This is a genomic window from Owenweeksia hongkongensis DSM 17368, from assembly GCF_000236705.1.
Classification (GTDB): domain Bacteria; phylum Bacteroidota; class Bacteroidia; order Flavobacteriales; family Schleiferiaceae; genus Owenweeksia; species Owenweeksia hongkongensis.
Map to the genome: position 1 here is coordinate 3217280 of NC_016599.1, position 23188 is coordinate 3240467.

At 39.9% G+C, this 23188-nt stretch carries 17 protein-coding genes and 1 tRNA gene; 13 read left to right on the forward strand and 5 right to left on the reverse strand.

Going from position 1 to position 23188, the window contains the following annotated elements:
- The first annotated feature begins 230 nt into the window (after positions 1–230).
- Both OWEHO_RS14110 and era read left to right on the forward strand, forming a co-directional pair.
- A tRNA-Met gene (locus OWEHO_RS14110) sits at positions 231–303 on the forward strand.
- A gap of 65 nt (positions 304–368) precedes the next feature.
- Positions 369–1244: a GTPase Era gene (era, locus tag OWEHO_RS14115; RefSeq protein ID WP_014203166.1), complete on the forward strand. Its 876-nt coding sequence runs from the start codon at positions 369–371 to the stop codon at positions 1242–1244.
- Here the strand turns inward: era and OWEHO_RS14120 are convergent.
- Positions 1241–1729, reverse strand: a complete 489-nt coding sequence (locus tag OWEHO_RS14120) for a leucine-rich repeat domain-containing protein (RefSeq protein ID WP_041627640.1) — start codon at positions 1727–1729, stop codon at positions 1241–1243. The genes era and OWEHO_RS14120 overlap by 4 nt on opposite strands.
- A gap of 49 nt (positions 1730–1778) precedes the next feature.
- A complete protein-coding gene (locus OWEHO_RS14125) occupies positions 1779–2717 on the reverse strand; it encodes a bifunctional riboflavin kinase/FAD synthetase (RefSeq protein WP_014203168.1) in 939 nt (312 codons plus the stop codon).
- 181 nt (positions 2718–2898) lie between these two features.
- On the opposite strand from OWEHO_RS14125, the gene atpD reads away from it, so the two are divergent.
- Positions 2899–4404: a F0F1 ATP synthase subunit beta gene (atpD, locus tag OWEHO_RS14130; protein WP_041627641.1), complete on the forward strand. Its 1506-nt coding sequence runs from the start codon at positions 2899–2901 to the stop codon at positions 4402–4404.
- 73 nt (positions 4405–4477) lie between these two features.
- Entirely contained in the window at positions 4478–4768 is a 291-nt protein-coding gene (locus OWEHO_RS14135; RefSeq protein ID WP_014203170.1) for a F0F1 ATP synthase subunit epsilon, read from the forward strand.
- 98 nt (positions 4769–4866) lie between these two features.
- On the opposite strand, the gene OWEHO_RS14140 is transcribed toward OWEHO_RS14135, so the two are convergent.
- Positions 4867–5301, reverse strand: coding sequence for a Rieske (2Fe-2S) protein (locus OWEHO_RS14140; RefSeq protein ID WP_143764613.1), 435 nt, complete (start codon positions 5299–5301; stop codon positions 4867–4869).
- Positions 5302–5534: 233 nt separating this feature from the next.
- On the opposite strand from OWEHO_RS14140, the gene OWEHO_RS18015 reads away from it, so the two are divergent.
- From OWEHO_RS18015 to OWEHO_RS14165, 5 genes are all read left to right on the forward strand, one after another.
- Positions 5535–9257, forward strand: a complete 3723-nt coding sequence (locus tag OWEHO_RS18015) for a TonB-dependent receptor (RefSeq protein ID WP_169312797.1) — start codon at positions 5535–5537, stop codon at positions 9255–9257.
- Between the two features lie 12 nt (positions 9258–9269).
- On the forward strand, positions 9270–13334 hold the full coding sequence (locus tag OWEHO_RS14150; protein ID WP_014203173.1) for a hypothetical protein: 4065 nt from the start codon (positions 9270–9272) through the stop codon (positions 13332–13334).
- 19 nt (positions 13335–13353) lie between these two features.
- A complete protein-coding gene (locus OWEHO_RS14155; RefSeq protein WP_041627642.1) occupies positions 13354–14388 on the forward strand; it encodes a PorV/PorQ family protein in 1035 nt (344 codons plus the stop codon).
- A 98-nt stretch (positions 14389–14486) separates the two neighbouring features.
- A complete protein-coding gene (greA, locus tag OWEHO_RS14160) occupies positions 14487–14960 on the forward strand; it encodes a transcription elongation factor GreA (protein ID WP_014203175.1) in 474 nt (157 codons plus the stop codon).
- Between the two features lie 3 nt (positions 14961–14963).
- Positions 14964–15356, forward strand: coding sequence for an HIT family protein (locus OWEHO_RS14165; protein ID WP_014203176.1), 393 nt, complete (start codon positions 14964–14966; stop codon positions 15354–15356).
- 5 nt (positions 15357–15361) lie between these two features.
- On the opposite strand, the gene ruvC is transcribed toward OWEHO_RS14165, so the two are convergent.
- Complete coding sequence (gene ruvC, locus OWEHO_RS14170; RefSeq protein ID WP_041627643.1) at positions 15362–15931, reverse strand: crossover junction endodeoxyribonuclease RuvC; 570 nt, start codon at positions 15929–15931, stop codon at positions 15362–15364.
- Between the two features lie 148 nt (positions 15932–16079).
- Between ruvC and OWEHO_RS14175 the strand changes: the two genes are divergently transcribed.
- Positions 16080–17084 carry a glycosyltransferase gene (locus tag OWEHO_RS14175; protein ID WP_169312798.1) on the forward strand — a complete coding sequence of 335 codons (1005 nt, stop codon included), beginning with the start codon at positions 16080–16082 and terminating at the stop codon, positions 17082–17084.
- Here the strand turns inward: OWEHO_RS14175 and OWEHO_RS14180 are convergent.
- Positions 17071–18342, reverse strand: coding sequence for a mechanosensitive ion channel family protein (locus tag OWEHO_RS14180; RefSeq protein ID WP_014203179.1), 1272 nt, complete (start codon positions 18340–18342; stop codon positions 17071–17073). The genes OWEHO_RS14175 and OWEHO_RS14180 overlap by 14 nt on opposite strands.
- 321 nt (positions 18343–18663) lie before the next feature.
- Here OWEHO_RS14180 and OWEHO_RS14185 point away from each other — a divergent pair, with 321 nt between their 5' ends.
- From OWEHO_RS14185 to OWEHO_RS14195, 3 genes are all read left to right on the forward strand, one after another.
- On the forward strand, positions 18664–20769 hold the full coding sequence (locus OWEHO_RS14185) for a carboxy terminal-processing peptidase (protein WP_014203180.1): 2106 nt from the start codon (positions 18664–18666) through the stop codon (positions 20767–20769).
- A gap of 7 nt (positions 20770–20776) precedes the next feature.
- Complete coding sequence (locus tag OWEHO_RS14190) at positions 20777–21844, forward strand: ABC transporter permease (protein WP_014203181.1); 1068 nt, start codon at positions 20777–20779, stop codon at positions 21842–21844.
- A gap of 132 nt (positions 21845–21976) precedes the next feature.
- A complete protein-coding gene (locus tag OWEHO_RS14195; RefSeq protein ID WP_014203182.1) occupies positions 21977–23053 on the forward strand; it encodes a hypothetical protein in 1077 nt (358 codons plus the stop codon).
- The last annotated feature ends 135 nt before the right edge of the window (positions 23054–23188 follow it).

Here is a 23188-nt window from a genome sequence, read left to right on the forward strand (position 1 = left end):
TGCCAATTATTACCAGCCATAAGATTAAGTAGATCATTAGTTCAGCAAAGGAGCGTGTAAAGGCTTTCGTTTTCATAATTTTTTTAGTATTCGTTATTTATATAAACGAAGAAGATGGTGAAGGGGTTGGTTGTGAGCTTCTTAATTCAAACGTTTTTATTTTTGAAAATATTATACGGTAATATGTTTGGTGATTTAAAAAGTCATCTTATATTTGCCGCCCCAATGAACGCGGGGTGGAGCAGTTGGTAGCTCGTTGGGCTCATAACCCAAAGGTCGTCAGTTCGAGTCTGGCCCCCGCTACAAAGTGAAAAGGCTGAGGAATTATCCTCGGCCTTTTTCTATTTTAGAGGTAAATTTCTTTTTCCATGCACAAATCCGGATATGTAAACATTATTGGCAACCCTAATGTGGGAAAGTCTACGCTTATGAATTCTTTCTTAGGAGAGGATTTATCAATAATGACACCTAAAGCGCAAACCACCCGTCATCGTATTTTAGGTTTACTCAATGATGAAAACTATCAAATAGTTTTTTCGGACACCCCAGGAATTATTCAGCCTGGTTATGCTTTGCAAGAACACATGATGGACTTTGTGCAGTCTACTTTTGAGGATGCTGATATTTTTCTCTTTCTAACTGAGCCTACCGAAAAGCCAATAAAGGACGAGCGCTTTTTACAAAAGTTGCAAAACACTAAAGTTCCAGTACTTCTTATTATTAATAAAATCGACCTTACCGACCAGCAAACTCTAGAAAAGGTGGTAGCGCATTGGGGTGAGCAACTGCCCAATGCTGAAATTTACCCTATCTCGGCTTTAAATGATTTTAATACAGAAGTGTTACTGGATAGAATTTTAGAATTACTTCCAGAGGGGCCCGCTTATTTTTCAAAGGAAGAACTTAGCGATAAGGATGAGCGTTTTTTCGTTTCTGAAATGATTCGTGAGCAGATGCTGAAAATTTACAGCAAGGAGATTCCTTATGCTGTTCAAGTTGAGGTTGAAGAGTTTAAAGAAGAAGAAAAAATTATCAGAATTCGCTCTATTATTTATGTGGAGCGTGATACGCAGAAGTCTATTGTGATAGGTCATCAAGGGAAGATGATAAAGCGTACCGGTACCGATGCTCGAATTCGTATGGAAGCTTTCTTTAAGAAAAAGGTATTTCTTGAGCTATTTGTAAAAGTGCGCAAAAATTGGCGCCAGAGTGAGGATCAGCTTAAGCGCTTCGGTTACCGTTAATCACAGTTGCAGCCGTAAGTGCTTTTTAGTTCAATAGTTTTTGAGCCTTCACTTATCCATTTTAGTTCCTCACTTTTAAAGTAGGTATTTCGTAAGTCGAGATAGCTAAGGTTGGGCATATTCAATATTTCTAAACTCACATATTCTATATCACAATCCCAAAGGTCTAGTTGTTCCAAAGCTCTGAATTGAATAATGGCGTCTGGAATGCTGTCAATAGGATTTCTATCCAAGCCTAATATCTTAAGATTTGGAATTGAGCTAAACTCCATTGGAAACCTTGCCAATTTATTTTTACTTAAAATGATGGTGTGCAGTTTTGTGAGGACTGATAAGTCAACTTTAACCTCGCTTATTTGATTGTTGCTGAGATCTAGTATTTCTAAGTTTTTAAATGCAAGAATTTCGCTTGGAATGCTTGTTAGTTTGTCTTTTCGAAGCTCTAAAGTAGTCACCTTTTCAGGAGATTTTAAAGCGGTTTCCAAATTCTTGAACTTTTGGCAAAAGCCACTGGAAGCCACAAAGAGTAGGGCACTAGTGAGAAGAAAGAACCTTGCGGGCATGCTCCATATCATTATTGAGTTGGGTTTTTAGTGCTTCTATGCTGTCAAACTTAGTTTCTCCTCGAAGGCGTCTTTTGAAAACAATTTGCATTTGCTCACCATATATATTACGGTTGAAGTTGAAAATATGAACTTCAATGGTTTTAAACTTTCCGCTAAAAGTAGGACGCATTCCGATGTTACACATACCTTGAAATTTCTGCTCAAGGGCAGAAGGAAATTGGACTTCTACAGCGTATACACCATCCATTGGTATGAGTTTGTATGTTTCTTCAGCTACAAGGTTTGCGGTAGGGAAGCCAATGGTGTTACCTATTTTTTCGCCTTCTACTACCTGGCCGGTAATGGGATAGTCGTATCCTAAATATTCATTGGCGGTTTCAAGATCTCCCTCGTTCAGTGCACGTCTTATTTTGGTGCTGCTTACAGTTACGTCCTCAATGTCTTTGGCTGAAATTTCTTCTACCTCAAAGCCATAAGTTGGACCAAATTCTTTTAAATGCTCAAAGCTACCTTCGCGATTTCGGCCAAAATGATGGTCGTATCCAATTACCAATTTTTTTGCACCAATATTATTTACAAGAATGTTTCGTACGAAATCCAGAGAAGATGTGCGGCTAAACTCTTTTGTGAAAGGGTGAATAATAAGGTGGTCGAGACCTGTGTTTTTTAATAATTCAATCTTTTCTTTTTGAGTGCTTAGAAGCTTTAGGTCAACATCCGGCTGAAGTACAATTCTTGGATGTGGGCTAAAAGTAAGGAGCACGGATTCACCACCAATGGTGGCTGCTGCTTGATTGAGTTGCTCAAGAATCTTGTTGTGACCTATGTGAACACCGTCAAATGTGCCTGTGGTAACGGCTGCAAAATCCAGTTTCTGAAAATCCTCGAGGGAGAAATATACCTTCAAAGGTTAAGTGGGTTTAATGAGTTAAAAATCAATCCTATTATGGCTTTTGCTAATTGTTGATAGGGTGTTCAAAAGTAGAAAAATTAAAAAAGTCTTTTAGGTTTACACATTTGGATAAAAACAACTATTTTTGCGGCCAAATTTTAAGAAAGCCCAACGGCTAGTATTTAAACTATATAGCATGTCGCAAGTAGTAGGTAAAATTGCCCAGATTATAGGTCCAGTAGTGGACGTGTATTTCGATAGTACCAACCAGGAGCTCCCTAAGATATATGACTCTTTGGAAGTTGTTCGTCCTGATGGAACCCGTGTGGTTCTAGAAACTCAACAGCATATCGGTGAAGACACTGTACGTGCTATTTCCATGGATTCAACCGATGGTCTTACCAGAGGTCAGGAGGTAGTGGCTACAGGTAGCCCCATCAGAATGCCAATTGGTGAAGGTATTAAAGGAAGACTATTTAATGTTATAGGTGAGACCATCGATGGTATTGGTGCACTTTCAAATGAAGGTGGTTTGCCAATTCACCGTGAGGCTCCAAAGTTTGAAGATTTATCTACAGCTTCTGAAGTTTTATTTACAGGTATCAAAGTAATTGATCTTATTGAGCCTTATGCAAAAGGTGGTAAGATTGGTCTATTTGGTGGTGCTGGTGTAGGTAAAACGGTACTTATTCAGGAGTTGATTAACAATATTGCAAAAGGTCACGGTGGTCTTTCTGTATTTGCTGGTGTAGGTGAGCGTACACGTGAGGGTAATGACCTTCTTCGTGAGATGCTTGAATCAGGCATTATTAAATATGGAGATGACTTCATGCATTCCATGGAAAATGGAGGATGGGATCTTTCTAAAGTAGATGTAGAAGGAATGAAAGAGTCAAAGGCTTCTTTCGTATTCGGTCAGATGAACGAACCTCCAGGTGCGCGTGCTCGTGTTGCTCTTTCAGGTCTTACTCTTGCTGAGTACTACCGTGATGGTGAAGGCGATGGTGCTGGTAAGGATATCCTTTTCTTCGTTGACAACATTTTCCGTTTTACACAAGCGGGTTCTGAGGTGTCTGCACTTCTTGGACGTATGCCTTCAGCGGTAGGTTACCAACCAACTTTGGCAACAGAGATGGGAGCGATGCAAGAGCGTATTACTTCTACTAAAAATGGATCGATTACTTCTGTACAAGCGGTATACGTACCTGCGGATGACTTAACGGATCCAGCTCCTGCTACTACATTTGCTCACCTTGATGCAACTACAGTACTTAACCGTAAGATTTCTGAGCTTGGTATTTACCCAGCGGTAGATCCGTTGGATTCTACTTCTCGTATCCTTACTCCAGAAATCGTTGGTGAAGAACACTACAAGTGTGCTCAGGATGTAAAAGAAATTCTACAGAGATATAAAGAACTTCAGGATATCATCGCCATCCTTGGTATGGACGAACTTTCTGAAGAAGATAAACTAGCGGTACACCGTGCTCGTAGAGTACAGCGTTTCCTATCTCAGCCTTTCCATGTAGCTGAGCAGTTTACCGGTATCCCAGGAGTATTTGTAGGTATTGAAGATACTATCAAAGGCTTTAACATGATTATGGATGGTAAACTTGATAAGTATCCTGAAGCTGCTTTTAACCTGAAAGGTGGAATTGAGGATGTGATCGAGGCCGGAGATAAAATGTTGGCTGAAGCGTAAAATCAGTTGGCAATTGTCAGTTTGTAAAAAGTATTTATAGGCTGTAAATTGAAAAACTGCAAACTGAAAAAATATGCAATTAGAAATAATAACACCTGAACAAAAGATTTTTAAAGGAATAGCAGACGCGGTTCAGCTTCCTGGAAAGGATGGTTTGTTTCAGATTTTGGATAACCATGCGCCAATCATTAGCACCCTTGATGAGGGGATGGTGAAGATTGACTTGGCCGATTCATATAAGAAGTTTGACGAGTTGAGTGGACAAATTGAACCTGATAAAAGCAATGATCGCATTTTGCGCTTGCCAATAAAAGGTGGAGTTGTGGAGGTTAGTGACAATAAAGTTATTGTGCTAGCGGATTAAGCTCGGTGTCGTATAATTTTAAAACCCCTTGAGGAAATATTCTTCAAGGGGTTTTTTGTGTTACTGAGGTATATATAATTAATGAGTGGTGATTTCTATTAATTGGAGATGTAAAGCACATCTCCATTTAGAATTGCAGGGTAGGGGTGCAGCGGAAGTTCGGCATTGCCAGATGGACTGCCATCTAAAAGTAGATATTGTTCTCCATGACATGGACACTCAGCAAAAAGTCCGTCATCACTAATTTCTAGCACGGAACAATCTTCGTCAAAATGCTCAGGGCAGGCGCGGTCATACACTCCGAAATCAGCAGAGTTTCCATTCAGAGTTCTTCTGTAAATAATTAATCCGCGATAACCTCCCTCCATTAATAGGTGCCCGCCTGGGCTTGTAAGTGGGAAGCTACTTGGATTGTTGAGGTATACATACTGCTCAAATCCTACATTGGGAAAATAGATTGTTTTATTTTTTTTGCAACCACAGGCAACCCCTAGGAAAAGTAGCGTCCATATAGATATATGATTAAACTTCATAAATGGATAATTAAAAACATTGAATACAATAAACAAATATGAAGTGTTTTTGGTATCTATGCCGCCCATTTTAAGGAAATCTTAAAGAAAAGTTAAAACTGAGACGTTCAGTTGAAACCTAAAGATTGGATGGGCTTGATACAACGGGGCTTAGCCCTTTGTGTGATGGAATGTATTTGTATTATATTTACGGCCTTCAAAATTTTTGAAGGAAATTAATAACCTAGATGTTTATGGTAAAGAAGCTACTTGCGTTAATTTTATTACTTGCTACAACAACGATTTACGCACAAACGAGACCTGGTTCGTTGCGAGGAACCATAACTGATGCACAAAATGGTGAAACAGTACCATTTGCAAATGTTGTAATTAAAGATCAAGGTGGTGCGGTTGTAGCCGGTGGAGCCTCCGATCTGGATGGTAAATACAATATCAACCCGGTAAACGCTGGTACCTATATAGTAGAGGTATCTTTTACTGGATATGCCACAATCACTACAACGGATTTTATTATTACTCCAAACACTGCTACTGTACAGAACTTTAAGATGCAGGTGGAGTCAGAGGCTCTTCAGGAGGTGACTATTGTTTATGAGGCACCTATTATCGATCCTACAAAAAGCAGTAAAATCACCACTTCAGAAGATATCGTAAATATGGCGGTTCGTGATATTACCTCAGTAGCTGCACAGGCTGCGGGTGTTACGGTAAACGCTAATGGTGGAACTAACATACGTGGTGCTCGTGATGAGGGTACTGTATATTTTATTGATGGAGTAAAGGTTCGTGGTAGCGCGAATATTCCTCAGGCAGCAATTGCACAGACTGAAGTAATTACTGGTGGTTTGCCAGCTCAGTATGGTGATGCTGTGGGTGGTGTAATTAGTACTACTACCAAGGGGCCAAGTAGTCAGTATTTTGGTACTGCTGAAATCTTAACTTCTTCTCCTTTTAATTGGAAGGCTTTTGGCGATGGTCCTATTGATCCACAAAATTATAACCTCGCAGCATTTACATTAGGAGGTCCTATTCCTGTGTGGAAGGATGAGAATGGCAACCCAAGAGTTGGTTTTCTTTTATCAGCAGAATATCAATATATGGATGATACCCGCCCGAGTATTGTTCCTTATACAGAGGTAAACGAAGATACTTTGAAATCTTTGCAAGAAAGACCTATTACCATTGACTCTTCTGGTTCTGGGTATATTAATAGAGCTGAGTTGATTGATGATCGTTCGCTTTCTAATGTTTATACCCGTAAAAATGGATTCAACTCAGAATTTAGATTGAACGGAAACATTCAGTTAAAGCCTACAAAGAATACTACTCTTACCGTTGGTGGACGTTGGGTATTTAGTGATGATAAAAGAAATACCTTCAATAATCACATTTTTAACTATGAAAATAATCTTGATCAAAGGAACTCAGACTGGAGTACTTACTTAAGATTTCAACAGCAGTTTGCAAATGACCCTGAGTCTACTAGTAATATAAAGAATGCTTTCTATACTATTCAGGTTGATTACTCACAGGCAAATAACCTTATTCATAACGAAGAGTTAGGTGAAAATTTCTTTGAGTATGGTCATGTTGGTAATTTTGATATTCAAAGAACACCTATCTATCAGTACGGGGTGGATACTATAACTGGCGTTGCTGGATACAGATATATTAATGATCAGGATACAGCGGTTAAATTCACCCCTGGAACTTCAAATCCTGTTTTGTCAAATTATATGTCTACATATTATGATTTGGCGGCTTCAAACCCTGGTATTGATGTGAGTGACTTTTCTACTTTGGTATCTAGCCAGGCTCCGGCTATCAATGGACAAAACCCATTAAGTGTTTATAACAACCTTTGGGGTAACCTGGGGGCAGTACAGTCGGTTAATGCAAATGGTGTTACTGGAGCGAATTACTATAAAAGTCGTGAGTCTCAATTTAGAGTTACTGCTTCTACCAGCTTTGATATTAAGGATCACTCAATAATTGTAGGAGCCGAATATGAGCAACGTAATGTGCGTGCATATGCCTTAGATGCTACAGGACTGTGGTCTCAAGCTCGTTTGTTTCAGAATGCACCAAACGCTGAGTTGGATTTCTCAAACCCACATTTGGTGGAGGATGCATTTGGATTCTATCAGGATACCATTAATTATGACCGTGCTTATTCATCACAGGATGCAAGTGCTTTTGCAGAAAATATTAGAAGAGCCTTGGGAATGGATCCTTACAGCACTGAAGTTATCAATATTGATAACTTAGATCCAAGCGTATTTTCTATCGATATGTTTTCGCCAGATGAAATGATTAACCCCAACGGAACCCGTTACCTTCATTACTACGGTTATGATTACACAGGAGAGATCGTAACAGATAAAGTAGATATCTCTGACTTCTTTTTGGCAAAAAGTGATGATGGTAGGTTTGCGAGACCAGTAGGGTCTTTTCAGCCAATTTATATGGCGGGTTATATTCAAGATCAGTTTACGTTTAACGATCTTACCTTTAACATAGGTGTACGTGTAGACCGTTTTGACTTGAATCAGGAGGTTTTAAAGGATCCATACATTTTGTACCCGTTCTATACTGTTGAAGATATTCCAAATACGGCCCTTGCAAGTGAGTCAGTGCCGGCTTCAATTGGCAGTGATTATAGAGTTTACGTAAGTAGTTATGAGTATCAAAGTGCAACAATTGTTGGTTATCGTGATGGTGATAACTGGTTTAGTGCAACTGGTGAGCCGTTGGCCAATCCAAACGAGCTAGCCATTGCAGCTGGTGGACAGATTAAACCGTTTACTGTGTCAACTCCCACAGAACGTACCGTTGACGAAACTAATCAAGGAGGTAAGTATATTCCAAAGGAATCTTTTGAGGATTATGCACCACAAACCGTGGTTATGCCTCGTATTGCATTTAACTTCCCGATTACTGATGAAGCTATTTTTATTGCTCATTATGACCTGTTAGCACAGAGGCCAACTAGTAGCATTTCAAGACTTGATCCATTTGATTACTTAGGTCTTATCAACTCTAGTGCTGGAACAGGCGCCTTGAATAACCCAAACTTGGCACCGCAGAAAACTACTGAATACGAATTAGGATTTAAGCAGGCACTTAGCGATAAAACCGCGATTAAAATTTCCGCGTTTTATCGTGAGTTGAGAGATCTTATCCAAACAGTGAACTATACCCAAGCCTATCCAATCGAGTACATTGCTTATGGTAACCGTGACTTTGGTACTGTAAAAGGATTTTCTTTAGAGTATGAAATGCGGAGAACAAAAAATGTAAAGCTGGATGCAAACTATACTTTGCAGTTTGCGGATGGTACAGGTTCTAGCGCAACTAGTGGTCTAAACCTAGCTCGTGCTGGCCAACCAAATCTTCGTTACATACTTCCTTTAAGTTACGATAACCGTCACCAACTTTTACTTAGAGTAGATTATCGTTATGGAAAAGGATCGGCTTATAATGGTCCGGTATGGTGGAATACTAAAGTATTTGAAAGCTTTGGTGTAAACCTTACGCTTAATGCGCAAAGTGGTGCTCCTTATACTAAGCGTGATCAACCTTATATTGTTACTACCGTTAACCCTTCCAGTGTAGCATTGGTTGAAGGAGGTATTAATGGACGTAGACTTCCATGGCAGTATACAGTGGATGCTCGTATCAACAGAGTGTTTGATTTAGGGGAATCCAAAAAGACATCGCTGGAAGTATATTTGCAAATCTTGAACCTACTTAATACTAAGAATGTGATTGATGTGTATGACTACACTGGCAGCCCTGACGATGATGGGTACTTGGCAAGTACTGAAGCTCAGTCGCAACTTGCTCAGCAAACTAGTTCAACAGCGTTTGTAGACTTATACAATAGAAATATCGTGAATGGTTTCAACTATTCACTACCTCGTAGAATTCGTCTCGGAATTGCGTACAATTTTTAAAAACAGCCTTATATGAAAATTATGAATATGAAGCATCTTACTCATTTACTTATGGTTGCACTTCTCGGAATGGGAAGTCTTCAAGCCAAAGAAAATGTAGGACAAAAGAGAGCCAAGAAATCGTCAATGAAGGTTTTGGCTGAAGGTTGTGCAGCGGCAACGTCTAGCGCTGACCTTAATATTAACAACGTTCGAACCCGTATTTTGGGTAGCGGTGATATGTGGTGGGATTTGGATGATGCTAAATATGAAGTGCCTAAGGATGGCGGTACTCATTCAATGTTTTCTGGTGCACTTTGGCTTGGAGGTTATGATGAAGCAAAGCAGTTGAAGCTTGCGGCTATGACCTACCGTCAAACAGGTGTGGATTACTGGCCTGGACCTTTGGATGCGGCTGGTTCGGTAAGTTCAGAAACATGCGAGCGCTATAATCGTCACTGGATAGTATATAGAGAGGAAGTGGATATTCATGCTGCATGGATTGAATGTAAGCTTTTACCTTCTTGTAATGAAGTGATTGATGAAAGGTTCCCGGGATATGTTGTTCCTACGAGTATAGAGGACTGGCCAGGAAATGGTATTGAGAATGAGTTTGCGTATAAGCTTGCACCGTATTTTGAACCAGATAGTGGAGGTGATGGTACACCAGGAATATATGATGCAGATTGGGATTACCCGGGGTATGATGTAAATGGTACTCAGGATTGTCAAGCCAAGGAGGTGGATTTGCTTTATGGGGATCAAACTATTTGGTGGGTTTATAATGATAAAGGAAACGTGCATACTGAAACTCAGGCGGGTGCTTTAGGTTTTGAAATACGTGCACAAGCCTTTGCCTTTACTTCAAATGATGAAGTAAACAATATGACTTTCAATAATTATAGAATCTTGAACAAGTCTACTTTTAGACTTACAGAAACATATTTTGGAACCTGGTTTGACCCGGATTTGGGAAATCCAAGAGATGATATCATTGGATCTGATATTTCTCGTGGTTTAGGGTATTGCTACAATGCCGATCTTGATGATGAAGGTCCTAACGGATATGGTAAGAATCCTCCTGCTGTTGGTTTTGATTTCTTTCAGGGACCCTTTGCCGATTACTTTGATGGTTTAGATAATGATCGTGATGGTTGTATTGATGGTATTCGTGATAGTCTTGGTTTGTGTCAGGATGAAGATCGCGCTGCTGGTATCAATGAGCGTATTATAATGTCAGGATTTATGTATTATGACAATGTTCCTGGTAACCAAGGAAACCCTGATGTGGCGCTTGACTTTTACAACTACTTAAATAGTAAATGGAAAAATGGTAATAACCTTATTATAGAAACTCCTCAAGGAAAAGGAAGACCAGGTAATGGTGATGGATTTGTTCCTAGTAACCTAGGTACAGCTACTAGATTTGCATATCCGGGTTTATCATTTGATACAACAGGTGCATATGAGCCAAGTGCCCCTGTGGATTGGTGGGAAGATCCTAATAATTCTGAGGATAAAAGAGGTTTGCACTGTGCTGGTCCGTTTTCACTTGAACCAGGTGCATTAAACTTTATCACTACTGGTGTAGTATGGGCACGTAACTTTAGTGGTGGTGATATCTTTGCCTCTGTTAATGATGTTATCATCGCGGATGACAAAGCTCAGCAGCTTTTTGACAACTGTTTTAATGTACTTGACGGGCCTACTTCTCCAGATGTGGAAATCGTAGAGTTGGACAGGGAGCTAATCTTTAAGCTAAAAAATGCTTACACGGACAAAACAATTGGTTATTCTCAAGTAGATCCTGCTATTGCCGGAGATCCTGACTGGACCCCTATTCAGGCTGATAGTGCTTTTAGAGCAGGATACTTTAGCTATAAATTTGAAGGATTTCAAATTTTCCAGGTAAATGGTCCTGACGTTGGAGTGGATGACCTTTACGATGGAGATCAAGCAAGGCTGATTTTTCAGTCTGATATAGATAATAATATCGGTCAGTTGATCAACTATGAGCAGAACGAGCTGTTGCAAAATGGAGCATTGGTTCCAGTTGATAAAACCATATTAGCAAATAATAGCGGTATTGAATTGACTTATAGATTGAAAGAGGATGCATTTGCGACAGGGGATAGAGAGTTGGTAAATAACCGAGAGTATTATTTCTATGTAATCGCTTATGCTCAGAATCAGTTCGCTATTACTGATCCATTAAACCTTTCTGTTCCTTCTCAGAAAACACCATTCCTAGCAGGTAGAAAAATCGGAAATGGTCAAAAGGCATACTTGGCTATTCCTAGTAAGGTTGCTAACAGGAATGGAGGAACTCAAACAAACTCCCAATACGGAGATGAATTGCCGATTACTAGATTTAGTGGTGCAGGAAATAGTGCGAAGTTCCTTTCTATTAGCAGAGATGTAAGAAGAAGTATTGCTGAAAATTACAAAATCGAGGAAATAGATTATGAGCCAGGTTTTGGACCCTTTGATGTGAACGTAGTTGATCCTTTAAAGGTTCAGGCAGGTGATTTTGTACTGACATTTGAGCAAAAAAAGGACGTGGGAAATGCTACATGGAAAATCACCTCGGCTACTGATCCAAATGAACTTATAGCCGAATCAGAATATAGTATTGCGTTTTTGGGCGAGCAAATTATTGATGACTTCGGTATTTCAATCACTTTTAGAAATGCTCAAAGACCAGGGAATGATTCCTTAGGAGTTCGCAATAACGGATACGTTGGGGCAGAGCAACAATTTGCTGATGCCAAGAAGAACTGGTTGACAGGTGTTCCTGATGATGATACTTATGCGCCTACCAACTGGATTCTTGCAGGTGATGCAGAAGACGGTAGTCAACCAGGAGCTAGCTATACTGACAGACCTGGCGATAAAAATGCTGTTTTTGAGAGCTTACTTGGAGGAACTTGGGCACCATTTTACCTTACCAGTGGTGTAACATATAGTGCTACAAATGGAACGGCAGGTTTTGGTATCCGATTTAATACATCCCAAGGATTAGATTTGGATCAATTGCCAAACGTTGATGTGGTAGTCACAAGTGATCCTGCATTATGGACAAGAGTACCAGTAATTGAACTTGGAGAGAATGGAACTACTGGAGGAAATCCTAATGAGGGTGGAGCTAGTAAGTTTAATCTAAGATTGGGAAGAACTTTAGACAAAAATAATGATGGCACCTTGGTGCCACGAGATCCTAATGCAGAAGATGCTACAGGGTGGAGTTATTTCCCTGGGTATGCGGTAAATGTGGAAACAGGACGCAGGTTAAACATGGCTTTCGGTGAGAATAGCTGGTTGCAAGGTGAAAACGGTAGAGACATGTTATGGAACCCTACTGCCAATATCTATCAAACGCTAGGTAGCCCGGCAATGGGGGGTATGCATGCAATCTACATTTTCACTGATTCTACCACCATCGTGCAGAATGACATCGACCTTACTTATCAAGGTGATGAGATTAAGAATCATCCATTGTATGATGTTATTGGAAATCTAAGTAATACTATTAGCAAGCTAAATTTCTATAATACAATAGCATGGGCGAGTATTCCTCTGCTTACAAGTGATATTTATGAGTTTAGTAGTTATGCTAATATTCCTACCGAGGTTACGGTTTCACTTAGAGTGGCCAAGCCTTATCAACGTACGGATAATGGTTTTGCACAGCCGTTGACCAATAATGGATATCCTCAATATGGTTTTAGTTCAGAAGGAAGAGCTGTAAATGTTGGTGTGAATAGTATAGCGGAGGACGCGCTAGAGACAGTGAGAGTAGTGCCAAATCCGTATTACGGAAGTTCAGAGTATGAAGATTCTCAATTGGACAATGTCGTTAAGATTACAAACCTTCCAAAGGAGTGTGAGATCAACATCTTTATGACTAATGGTACTAAGATTAGAACCATTTATAAAGATGACCCGACTTCAACATTTGTAGAATGGGATCTTACTAATGACTACGATGTTCCAATTGCAAGTGGGATTTATCTTATTCATATTAATGCTCCTGGAATAGGTGAGAAAGTGGTTAAATGGATGGGTAGTCTTCGTCCGGTTGATTTAAATGCATTCTAAAAACTTTTAAATGCTAAGAATGAAAAAAAGAATAAAATATAGCGCAGTGTTGGCTTTGGCGTTGATGGGAGGTAGTGCAATAGCAGGTAACCCACAGCGTGCTGGTCAAGCAGGGGCTTCAGAACTTATGATTAACCCTTGGGCTCGTAGTGCGGGCTGGGGAGGTGTTAATGTAGCAGGAGTGAAAGGTCTCGATGCAACATATGTAAACATCGCTGGTATAGCGAATACTGAGTCTACAGAGATTGCATTTTCTAACTCACAGTGGTTAGTAGGTTCCGAAATTTCGATTAACTCTTTCGGTTTCAACCAAAAAGTTGGTGCAAATGGAGTAATGGGAGCTAATGTTACTATCATGGACTATGGCGATATTGAAAGAACAACCGAAGCAAACCCTGATGGCGGAATCGGTTATTTTAGCCCATCTACTGCGATATTTGGCGTAAGCTATGCGCAAAGGTTTACTGAGAGTATTCTGGGGGGAGTTAATATCAAAATATTCTCTCAATCTGCTCAAGATCTTAATGCTAGTGCTGTATGCTTTGACGCTGGAGTGCAATATGTAACAGGTGATGAAAAGGAGCTTAAGTTTGGTGTGACACTTAAAAATGTGGGACCTTCAGCAACCTACAAAGGTGACGGTCAAACGGTAAACTTAGCGGTTCCTACTGGAGGCTATAGCCAAAACTACGAGGAAAAGAGTGCCTCTTTTGAATTACCGGCTTTGCTTGGACTTGGTGCTAGTTATGACTTTAACTTTACTGACCAGCGTCTTACTTTGGCTGCGGCATTTCAATCTAATTCTTTTGAAAAGGATTTAGTGAATGTTGGTGCTGAGTACAGCATTAAAGAAATGGTAATCGTACACGCTGGTTATACCCAGCTAATTGGAGGTGATGATTCAGGCTTGGAAACTACTGCATATACAGGTTTGGCTGCAGGCCTTGGCCTTAATGTAGCTTTGGGCGAGAGCAAGCTTTTGATTGATTACTCGTACCGTGCAACTAAAACCTTTAGTGGTACACACTCTATTGGTATTGGCTTTAGCTTGTAATAGCGACAGGCTATAGATTAAATTTATTACTTTAGCATTAGATACAAAAAAGACCAATTCTGTTGGTCTTTTTTGTGTTTTATTAAACTCATATTACAATGGCAGTTAATTATTATTCCAAAGAAGGATTGCAAAAACTCAAGGATGAGTTGGAGCGAATGAAGAGTATAGATCGTCCTAATATTTCTAAGCAGATAGCTGAAGCTAGAGATAAGGGAGACTTGTCGGAAAATGCAGAGTATGATGCGGCCAAAGAGGCTCAGGGTCTACTTGAAATGAAGATTAGTAAACTTGAAGACACTGTGGCCAACGCGAGACTATTGGATAGTTCTAAGGTTGACACATCTAAAGTAATGGTGCTTTCTACGGTTAAGATTAGAAACACTGCCAATAAGATGGAAATGAACTATACATTGGTTTCTGAGTCTGAGGCTGATTTGAAGGCAGGAAAGATTTCTGTAAACTCACCAATTGGTCAAGGTTTAGTTGGTAAGAAAGTTGGAGACAAAGCTGAAATCAAAGTTCCTTCAGGGGTTATGACTTTTGAGATTCTGGAAATCACAATAAACTAGGTTATGAGCACCATATTTTCAAAAATAGTGAGTGGCGAAATTCCCAGCTATAAAGTAGCTGAGAATGATAAGTATTTGGCTTTTTTAGATATCAACCCATTAAATGAGGGGCATACCTTGGTGATTCCTAAAAATCCGACCGACTATATTTTTGATATGGAGGATGAAGAGTATCGTGGACTTTGGAGCTTTGCAAAAAAGGTATCTCATGCCGTTGGCAAAGCAATTCCTTGCAAAAGAGTGGGGGTGGCTGTGATTGGTTTAGAGGTAGCTCACGCACACATACATTTGGTACCTATCAATAATGTTAGTGATATTGACTTTAGCCGACCGAAGCTTAAGTTCAGCGAAGAAGAATTTTCTTCAACATTAGAAAAAATTAAAAGCCGCTTGTAGCGGCTTTATTTTTTAGCAACCCTATCAGGGTTAGCTTTTATAAAAGCATCCCAGTTTTTTCCTCCAGTTCCGTTTCCAGAGCTTAAATTGTTGCCATTTTGATAATGGTGGCAAAGTGCCACCGCCAAACCATCGGTTGCATCCATATACTTGCTTTCTATCTTGGTTTTAAGAGTACTTTCAATGATTGCTGCTACCTGCTCTTTTGAGGCTGCACCATTTCCCGTTATGGCCTTCTTCACTTTTCGAGGAGCGTATTCAATTATGGGAATATCACGGTACAATGCAGCTGCCATTACCACACCTTGGGCACGTCCAAGTTTTAGCATAGATTGGACGTTTTTGCCAAAAAAGGGAGCTTCCACCGCCATTTCATCGGGGTGATATTGATCTATAAGCGCCAAGGTTCGTTCAAATATTCGCTTGAGTTTAGCCGAATGATCGCTCATTTTGGTAAGCATTACCACACCAAGAGCAAGCGCTTCGATATTGCTTTTGCCCTTTACCTCAATGATTCCGTAGCCCATTATGTTGGTTCCCGGGTCGACACCCATAATTACCTTTTCCTTCTGCATAGGGCTCTAAATTAATGTAATAATTTAGTGGCCTAATCTGACGCATTTGTTTTTAGTAACTGTTTTATCCACCCTTTTTCTTTTAGCCTATTTGGCGATGATAATTTGGATGTATCCAAAACTCAAATCATCTGGTATAACAAATAATATGGAGCACTCTATTTCTGTTCTAATTCCTTTTCGGGATGAGGAGAGAAAATTGCCAGCTCTGTTAAATTGTCTTTCGGCCCAGATTTATAGTGGAAAATGGGAAGTGATTTTTATTAATGACCATTCAAGTGATAATGGTGCGGAGTGGTTGGAGGTTTTTATCCAAAAAAAAGAGGTGGATAATTTGCGACTAATACATTCCCCGAAAGGGGTGGAAGGAAAAAAAGCCGCATTGGCTGAAGGTATTAAATATGCCAGCGGAGAGGTTTTGGTACAAACTGATGCCGATTGTGAAATGGGAGAATATTGGCTACAAAATCTTTTGAACGGGTTAAAAGAGAATTCTGAAATGGTGTTGGGGCCAGTGGCGATGCGTCCGCAAAGTGGCTTTTGGTCAAAGTTTGCGGCTTTGGAATTTATGAGTTTACAAGCCAGTGGAGCAGCTTTTACTTTGGGTAAAAAACCGATAATGGGTAGCGCGGCAAATATGGCTTATCGCAAATCGGTTGTAGCGAATCTCCAAAAAAGCGGTGAAAACCTGAGCAGTGGTGATGATGTTTTTATGATTCAATCTTTGGGGAAAGAAAATCCACAAAAAGTAAAATTTGTACTAAACGAAAAGGCCCAAACTTATACCGATGCACCAGCGAATTTTGGCGAGTTTGTAAATCAGCGTGCTCGCTGGGGAAGCAAAACAGTTGCCTATCCTTCTAAGCTGGCCATTGTTGTAGCTGGCCTCATTGGTGGGATTTCGGTATTGCAGTGTGCGTTGATTGTACTTGGTTTTTGGCAAATCACTTATCTGGTAATTTTTGCAACCGTTCTATTTACAAAAGCTATAGCCGATTATGTTTTGTTAAGGAAATATGCAAACTTGACCAAGCAAACCAACTTGCTAGGTATATTTATTCCATCAAGCATTATATACCCATTTTACATTTGCATTACGGGAATGGCCATGTTTTTTAAAACTACGTGGAAGGGGCGGACTATTCAGAAGTAGAAGCCAGTTGTCTAAAATCTGAGCCGCTTGGATTTTGGAATATTTTTAGCTCAAACCTTTCGGCTGCGGCCAAAAGATGGTCAAACAAATCGGATTGAATGTTTTCATAATTTACCCAGGCAATATCATTGCTAAAACAATAAATTTCCAGAGGAAGTCCTTTTTCAGTAGGCTGTAATTGACGAACCATTACAGTTTCGTTTTGGTCAATTTTAGGATGGGCCATAATGTAGTTTAGAGCATATTTCCTAAAAACCCCAATGTTGGTCATGTGACGGCCATTGATGAGTTCAGAAGTATCTACACCAGTTTCTTCATTATACGCGTCAATTTCCGCTTGACGCTCCACCACAAATTGGCTTACACGGGCAAAGGTTTTGTATCGGTCGCGCATTTCATCAGTCACAAATTTTACCGAACTAATGTCGATGTAGATGGAACGCTTAATTCGCCTCACACCCATAGATTGCATTCCTCGCCAGTTTTTGAATGAATCGGAAATAAAGGCATAGGTGGGAACGGTGGTAATCGTTTTGTCCCAGTTGCGCACTTTTACCGTAGTAAGGTTGATTTCTATCACATCACCATCGGCACCATATTTATCCATACTTACCCAGTCGCCAAGGCGAACCATGTCATTTGATGAAATCTGAATACTGGCCACAAGACCTAAAATAGTATCTCTGAAAATCAAAAGAATTACTGCGGTGGCGGCACCAAATGCAGTAAGTATAGTAATTGGGGATTTGCCAACTACCATTGAAATAATAACAACTGCAGCGGCAATGTAAAGAACGATTCTTCCCACCTGCACGTAGCTGCTCACTGGTTTGCCTTCAAATCTTTTAGAGTGAAGGCCAATATGTTCAAGAGATCTTAGGAATTTGGAGGCCACTCCAGTGATTAAGACAATAAGGTATATGATGATGATTTTTTCCAAAAATGTAATTGAGAAATCCACACCATCAAAAACCAATGGAAGGCTTTTTAGAATAATAACAGCAGGAAGAATATGCGCTAAACCATGAAAAACCTTTTTGTCTAAAAACACATCATCATAGGTATTTTTAGATTTGTTTACATAGCGGGTAACGTAATTTAAGATAAGCTTGCGGGCGATAAAATCCACAATAAAACTTACCAGCAAAACCAATAAAATATCCAGACCAAGAGTGATGTAAGCTACTGTAGATGCTTCCAGCCCTTTGGCTAAAAGCCACTCATTTGCCCAATGATTTAGATTAAATGTTTGTTCCATGTGCTTTTATGTATTCTTCAAGATGTAGGCAAAAGTAACAAGTTATTGGTGGTGAGCTATATTTACCGTGAAGGATACTGGAAGTTGAAGAATACACCTGGTAACTCTTAAAAAAATCATAAAATGCAAAATTTTGCCTTTTCTTTAAGCGTGGAATTACGACCTTTAACATTTGAAGACAAACAACTCAAGAATTAGTGCTTTCCTCCCATCCTAAAAACCAATTGATGCTTTTGTTGTATAAAATAAAGTGGCACCAAGCTGTGGCTTAAATATTGCCGTACGTATTAGGAAGATTGCGATTATATGAAAATCATAAGAATGATAAATAAATTTAAATACCTCCTGCTGGGGGCTGTGTTGGCTGTAGGGCTGGCGTTTAGTTTACCTCATGGTGAAGAATCAAAAAAAGACAAGGTGATTGTAAACCTTGTGTACAATGTGCTGAATACTTCTCATTTTGCCCCTCAGGTAATTAATGATGACTTTTCGTCAAAAGTGTTTGATCACTTTATAGAAAGCTTGGATTACAACAAGCGTTTCCTTTTAGCTTCTGATGTAGAGGGTTTAGAAAAATACCGTACTAAGCTGGATGATGAATTTAAAAATTCAGAGCTCAACTTTTTTGATGAAGCCTTTGGAGTATACGATACACGTTTTAATAATGCTAAAGGTTATTTTGAAGAAATTCTAGCAGAGCCTTTTGATTTTACGGTAGAAGAAAGTTTTGAAACAGATGATGAAAAACTGGAATATGCTAAGGATGAAGCCGAGCTTAAAGAGCGCTGGAGACTTTATTTAAAGCAACGTGCTTTAGGTAGAATTGAAGAGGACATGCATGATCAGGAAAAGGCGTTGGCTGATAACGACACTACCGTGGACCAAAAAACTTTTGCTGAGCTTGAAGAAAAAGCCAGAGAAAAAGAGCTGGAACTGCATGAAGACTGGTTTAACAATCTTGAAGATTTAGAGCGAATTGATTGGGTAGGTGTTTATATGAACTCTATTACCAATATTTATGACCCACACACTCAATACTTCGCGCCAGAGCGAAAGGAGGATTTTGAAATTAGCATGACAGGGCAGCTTGAAGGTATCGGTGCTCAGTTGCAGCAAAAGGGTGATTATATCACCATTTCAAAAATCATAACGGGTAGCGCTTGCTGGAAACAAGGTGATCTAGAAGAAGGTGACAAAATTCTTAAGGTAGCGCAAGAGGGTGATAAGGAAGACGAGGCCGTAGATCTTGTGGGAATGAGTGTTCGTAAGGCTGTAAAATATATTCGCGGACCAAAGGGAACCGAGGTTATTCTTACTGTTCAGAAGTTGGATGGCTCAAAAATGGTAGTGCCTATCGTTCGCGATGTGGTAGAGCTGGAGGCAACGTTTGCTAAATCAGCGGTTTTGGGCGAAGGTGAAGACAAAATTGGATATATCCGTTTACCAAAATTCTATGTTGACTTTTATGGAGACTCTAACCATAACTGCGCGGAAGATGTAAAGGCCGAGCTTGAAAAGCTAAAGAAAGATAATGTGAAAGGTGTTGTTCTTGATCTAAGAAACAATGGTGGAGGTACACTACAGGGTGTAATTGACATCGTAGGTTTGTTTATAGATCAAGGTCCAGTAGTGCAGGTAAAGGCTCCCGGTACTGCTCCAAAAGTGCTTAGTGATAAAAACAAGGGTACTACATATGATGGCCCATTAGTAGTAATGGTGAATCAGTTTAGCGCCTCAGCTTCTGAGATTTTTGCAGCAGCTATTCAGGATTACAACCGTGGAATTATCATCGGTAGTAAATCTACCTTTGGTAAAGGAACTGTTCAGAATATTTTAGATATGGATCGTGCCGTAAACTTTACCTACAATGATGTAAAGCCACTTGGAGCTTTGAAGTTGACCATCCAAAAATATTACAGAGTAAATGGAGGTACACCACAGCTCAAGGGGGTGGTTCCAGAAATTATTTTGCCTGACAACTACAACTACATTGAGTTTGGTGAAAAGGAGGAGGAGTTTGCTTTGCCTTATGATGAAATTGCACCGGCAAAATATACCGAATGGAAGGAAGGAACAGGTGCGTACGCAAAAGCAATAAAGAATAGCAATAAGCGTGTAAAGGATAGTCCTAAATTTGCGCTTATCGATGAGTATGCTCAATGGTTGAAAGATGAGCGTGAGAATACCGTGCTTAGCCTAAATTATGAAGCGTATCACAAAGAGCAAGATGAGTTTCGTGAGGAGTCAAAGAAATATGACAACATGCGCAAAACGGATGATAGCATTATGGTAGCTTCAAATACTGTAGACATACCGATGTGGGATGCTACAGAGGAGAAGCAGAAGGAGCGCGATCGTTGGTTTAAAGGTTTGAAAAAAGACCTTTACTTGCACGAAGCATTTGAAGTGGCAAAAGATTTAAAATAACAATTACGTGGCGCAAACCACAGTTTTTAAAAAAGTACTGAAAGACCCATTAGGAGCAGGGGGAATGTTTATCATTCTCCTTGCTTTTTTTGTGGCGGTTTTTGCATACTTACTTATACCTGATCATACGCCAAATGCCAATCAGATGAATTTGGCAATAGCCGGAAAAAAACCGGGCTTTACGGTAGAAGTCCTTCGCTTGCAAAAAGAAGTTACTACGGAATCAACCTGGTGGGAACAGCTACTAAATGGTAAAGACTTGCCCTATAGAGAAGTCGCGGTGGCCAAAACGGAGGAAGGCGAAAATATATTGAAGTATACTGAGTACACAGGTAGTGGTGATGGTATAGAAAAAAGCATTGATCGTGATCAGCTCTATGCCGGGGACTATTTGGTTCAAAAAAAGTTTCACTTAGGCACAGATAAATATGGCCGAGATTTGCTGAGCAGACTTTTGCTTGGCGCAAGAATTTCTTTTTCCGTAGGGTTTGTGTCCGTTTTTATTTCCCTGATTATTGGAATTCCCATGGGAGCCATTGCTGGCTATTATGGCGGTTTTGTGGACAAACTAATTATGTGGATTATCAACGTAGTTTGGTCTATTCCCACACTTCTTTTGGTGATTGCCATTACACTGGCTTTGGGTAAAGGCTTTTGGCAGGTATTTATAGCCGTAGGTTTTACCATGTGGGTAGAAGTAGCCCGTGTGGTTCGTGGACAAATACTTAGCGTAAAGGAGAAGGAATATATACAAGCGGCCCATGTACTTGGTTTTAGCGATTTCAGGATTATCTTCAAGCATATTTTGCCTAATGTACTAGCTCCTGTTATTGTAATCTCAGCAGCCAATTTTGCTGCAGCAATTCTTATTGAAAGCGGCCTTAGCTTTTTAGGGATTGGCGCCCAGCCTCCTATGCCCAGCTGGGGTGGAATGATAAAAGACCATTACGCTTACCTTATTGTAGATAAAGCTTACTTGGCCATAGCTCCTGGTATAGCCATTATGTTGCTTGTGCTTTCATTTATGATGCTCGGCAACTCGCTGAGGGATGCTCTGGACGTGAGGAAGGTTTAGGTTTTTCTAGATAGATCTCCACTTTTTGACCTATATCATGGTCAAAACTTCCCCTTGCTTTTCACTCCTGATGTTTTTACTTTCGGCTATGTTATCTGCTTCAGCAGATATGCCAACTAAACAATCTCTTGTATGAAACAGCGATACTTGCTATTCCTTTCTACTCTGCTTTTTTCCTCTGGCCTGTTTGCTCAAACTTCCGATTCTATTGTTTACCCTTATGTATTGCCAATATGGGGGCAGCAAGTGCAGGATAGAGGAATGGCTGATCAGCTTCAGCTTCCTTTTGGGCTTAATGTGAACTATGTAAATGCCTTCATCGAATTAGAAATTACAGATTTTGACCTGAGTATTGGAGGTAGGGATTTTTCCAAAATCGTAAATCTGGAAACCTTGAATTTTCAAGAAGTAAGCGCTACCACTAATGGAGCTAATTTTAGAGCGGATGCCTGGGTTTTGCCTTTTATGAATGTATATGGCATGTTTTCATCGGTAACGGGCGGTACAAATGTTACGCTGCAACCAACATGGAAAGATGCCGTGGGCGATGTGATTCTACAGCTACCGCAATTTTCTTCTAATGTAGATTTCAATGCCGTGGCGTATGGGCTGGGTACCACCTTGATATTTGGTTGGGATGGCTACTTTTCGAGTATAGATTTGAATTACTCAGCAACAAAGACAGAGTTGCTGGAAGATCAAGTAGGGTATTTAACCATGTCATCACGTGGTGGTTATCGTTTTCTTTTAAGCAAAAAGAATAAAGACTTTTTTATAGCTCCATACATAGGGATAATGTATAGAAATTTTACTGGCTCAAAAGGTAACAACGGAAGTATCAGTATGGATGAAGTTTTTCCGGAGTTGGATCAAACTTTTAATGAAAAGGTAAATGGAAAAATAGCGGATAATGAAGCTATTATAAATGATCCGTCTACCACGGCCGCAGAGAGAATAAAACTACAAGCTCAAAACCAAGCCCTTGAAACAATAGAAGAAGAGGTAAACGAAAGTGGAGTATTCTCCACTGAAATTGACTATTTCATCCAAAAGGAACTGATCCAAACTATCACCTTTCAGTTTGGGTTCAACCTGCAGCTCAATAAAAACTGGATGCTAAGAGGAGAATACGGAGTGGCTGATTCGCAACGTTTTTTGATGACGGGTGTGCAGTACCGGTTTGGAGTGAAGAAGAAGGGGTTGAGATAAGCGAACAATTCCAGTAGTGAATTTGCAAATGATATAATTAAAACTTGGGCTTTTTCACTTGACGAGCCTTGCTATTAAGGTAATTCGGAGCTTTGCTTTAATGATGAATATAAAGAACTTGAATTATACACAGAC

Bases quoted from the DNA above. Each gene is read 5' to 3' on its own strand.
- era (WP_014203166.1), top strand. From the start codon at position 369: ATGCACAAATCCGGATATGTAAACATTATTGGCAACCCTAATGTGGGA.
- atpD (WP_041627641.1), top strand. From the start codon at position 2,899: ATGTCGCAAGTAGTAGGTAAAATTGCCCAGATTATAGGTCCAGTAGTG.
- OWEHO_RS14135 (WP_014203170.1), top strand. From the start codon at position 4,478: ATGCAATTAGAAATAATAACACCTGAACAAAAGATTTTTAAAGGAATA.
- OWEHO_RS14140 (WP_143764613.1), bottom strand. From the start codon at position 5,301: ATGAAGTTTAATCATATATCTATATGGACGCTACTTTTCCTAGGGGTT.
- OWEHO_RS18015 (WP_169312797.1), top strand. From the start codon at position 5,535: ATGGTAAAGAAGCTACTTGCGTTAATTTTATTACTTGCTACAACAACG.
- OWEHO_RS14150 (WP_014203173.1), top strand. From the start codon at position 9,270: ATGAAAATTATGAATATGAAGCATCTTACTCATTTACTTATGGTTGCA.
- OWEHO_RS14155 (WP_041627642.1), top strand. From the start codon at position 13,354: ATGAAAAAAAGAATAAAATATAGCGCAGTGTTGGCTTTGGCGTTGATG.
- greA (WP_014203175.1), top strand. From the start codon at position 14,487: ATGGCAGTTAATTATTATTCCAAAGAAGGATTGCAAAAACTCAAGGAT.
- OWEHO_RS14165 (WP_014203176.1), top strand. From the start codon at position 14,964: ATGAGCACCATATTTTCAAAAATAGTGAGTGGCGAAATTCCCAGCTAT.
- ruvC (WP_041627643.1), bottom strand. From the start codon at position 15,931: ATGCAGAAGGAAAAGGTAATTATGGGTGTCGACCCGGGAACCAACATA.
- OWEHO_RS14175 (WP_169312798.1), top strand. From the start codon at position 16,080: ATGGAGCACTCTATTTCTGTTCTAATTCCTTTTCGGGATGAGGAGAGA.
- OWEHO_RS14180 (WP_014203179.1), bottom strand. From the start codon at position 18,342: ATGGAACAAACATTTAATCTAAATCATTGGGCAAATGAGTGGCTTTTA.
- OWEHO_RS14185 (WP_014203180.1), top strand. From the start codon at position 18,664: ATGATAAATAAATTTAAATACCTCCTGCTGGGGGCTGTGTTGGCTGTA.
- OWEHO_RS14195 (WP_014203182.1), top strand. From the start codon at position 21,977: ATGAAACAGCGATACTTGCTATTCCTTTCTACTCTGCTTTTTTCCTCT.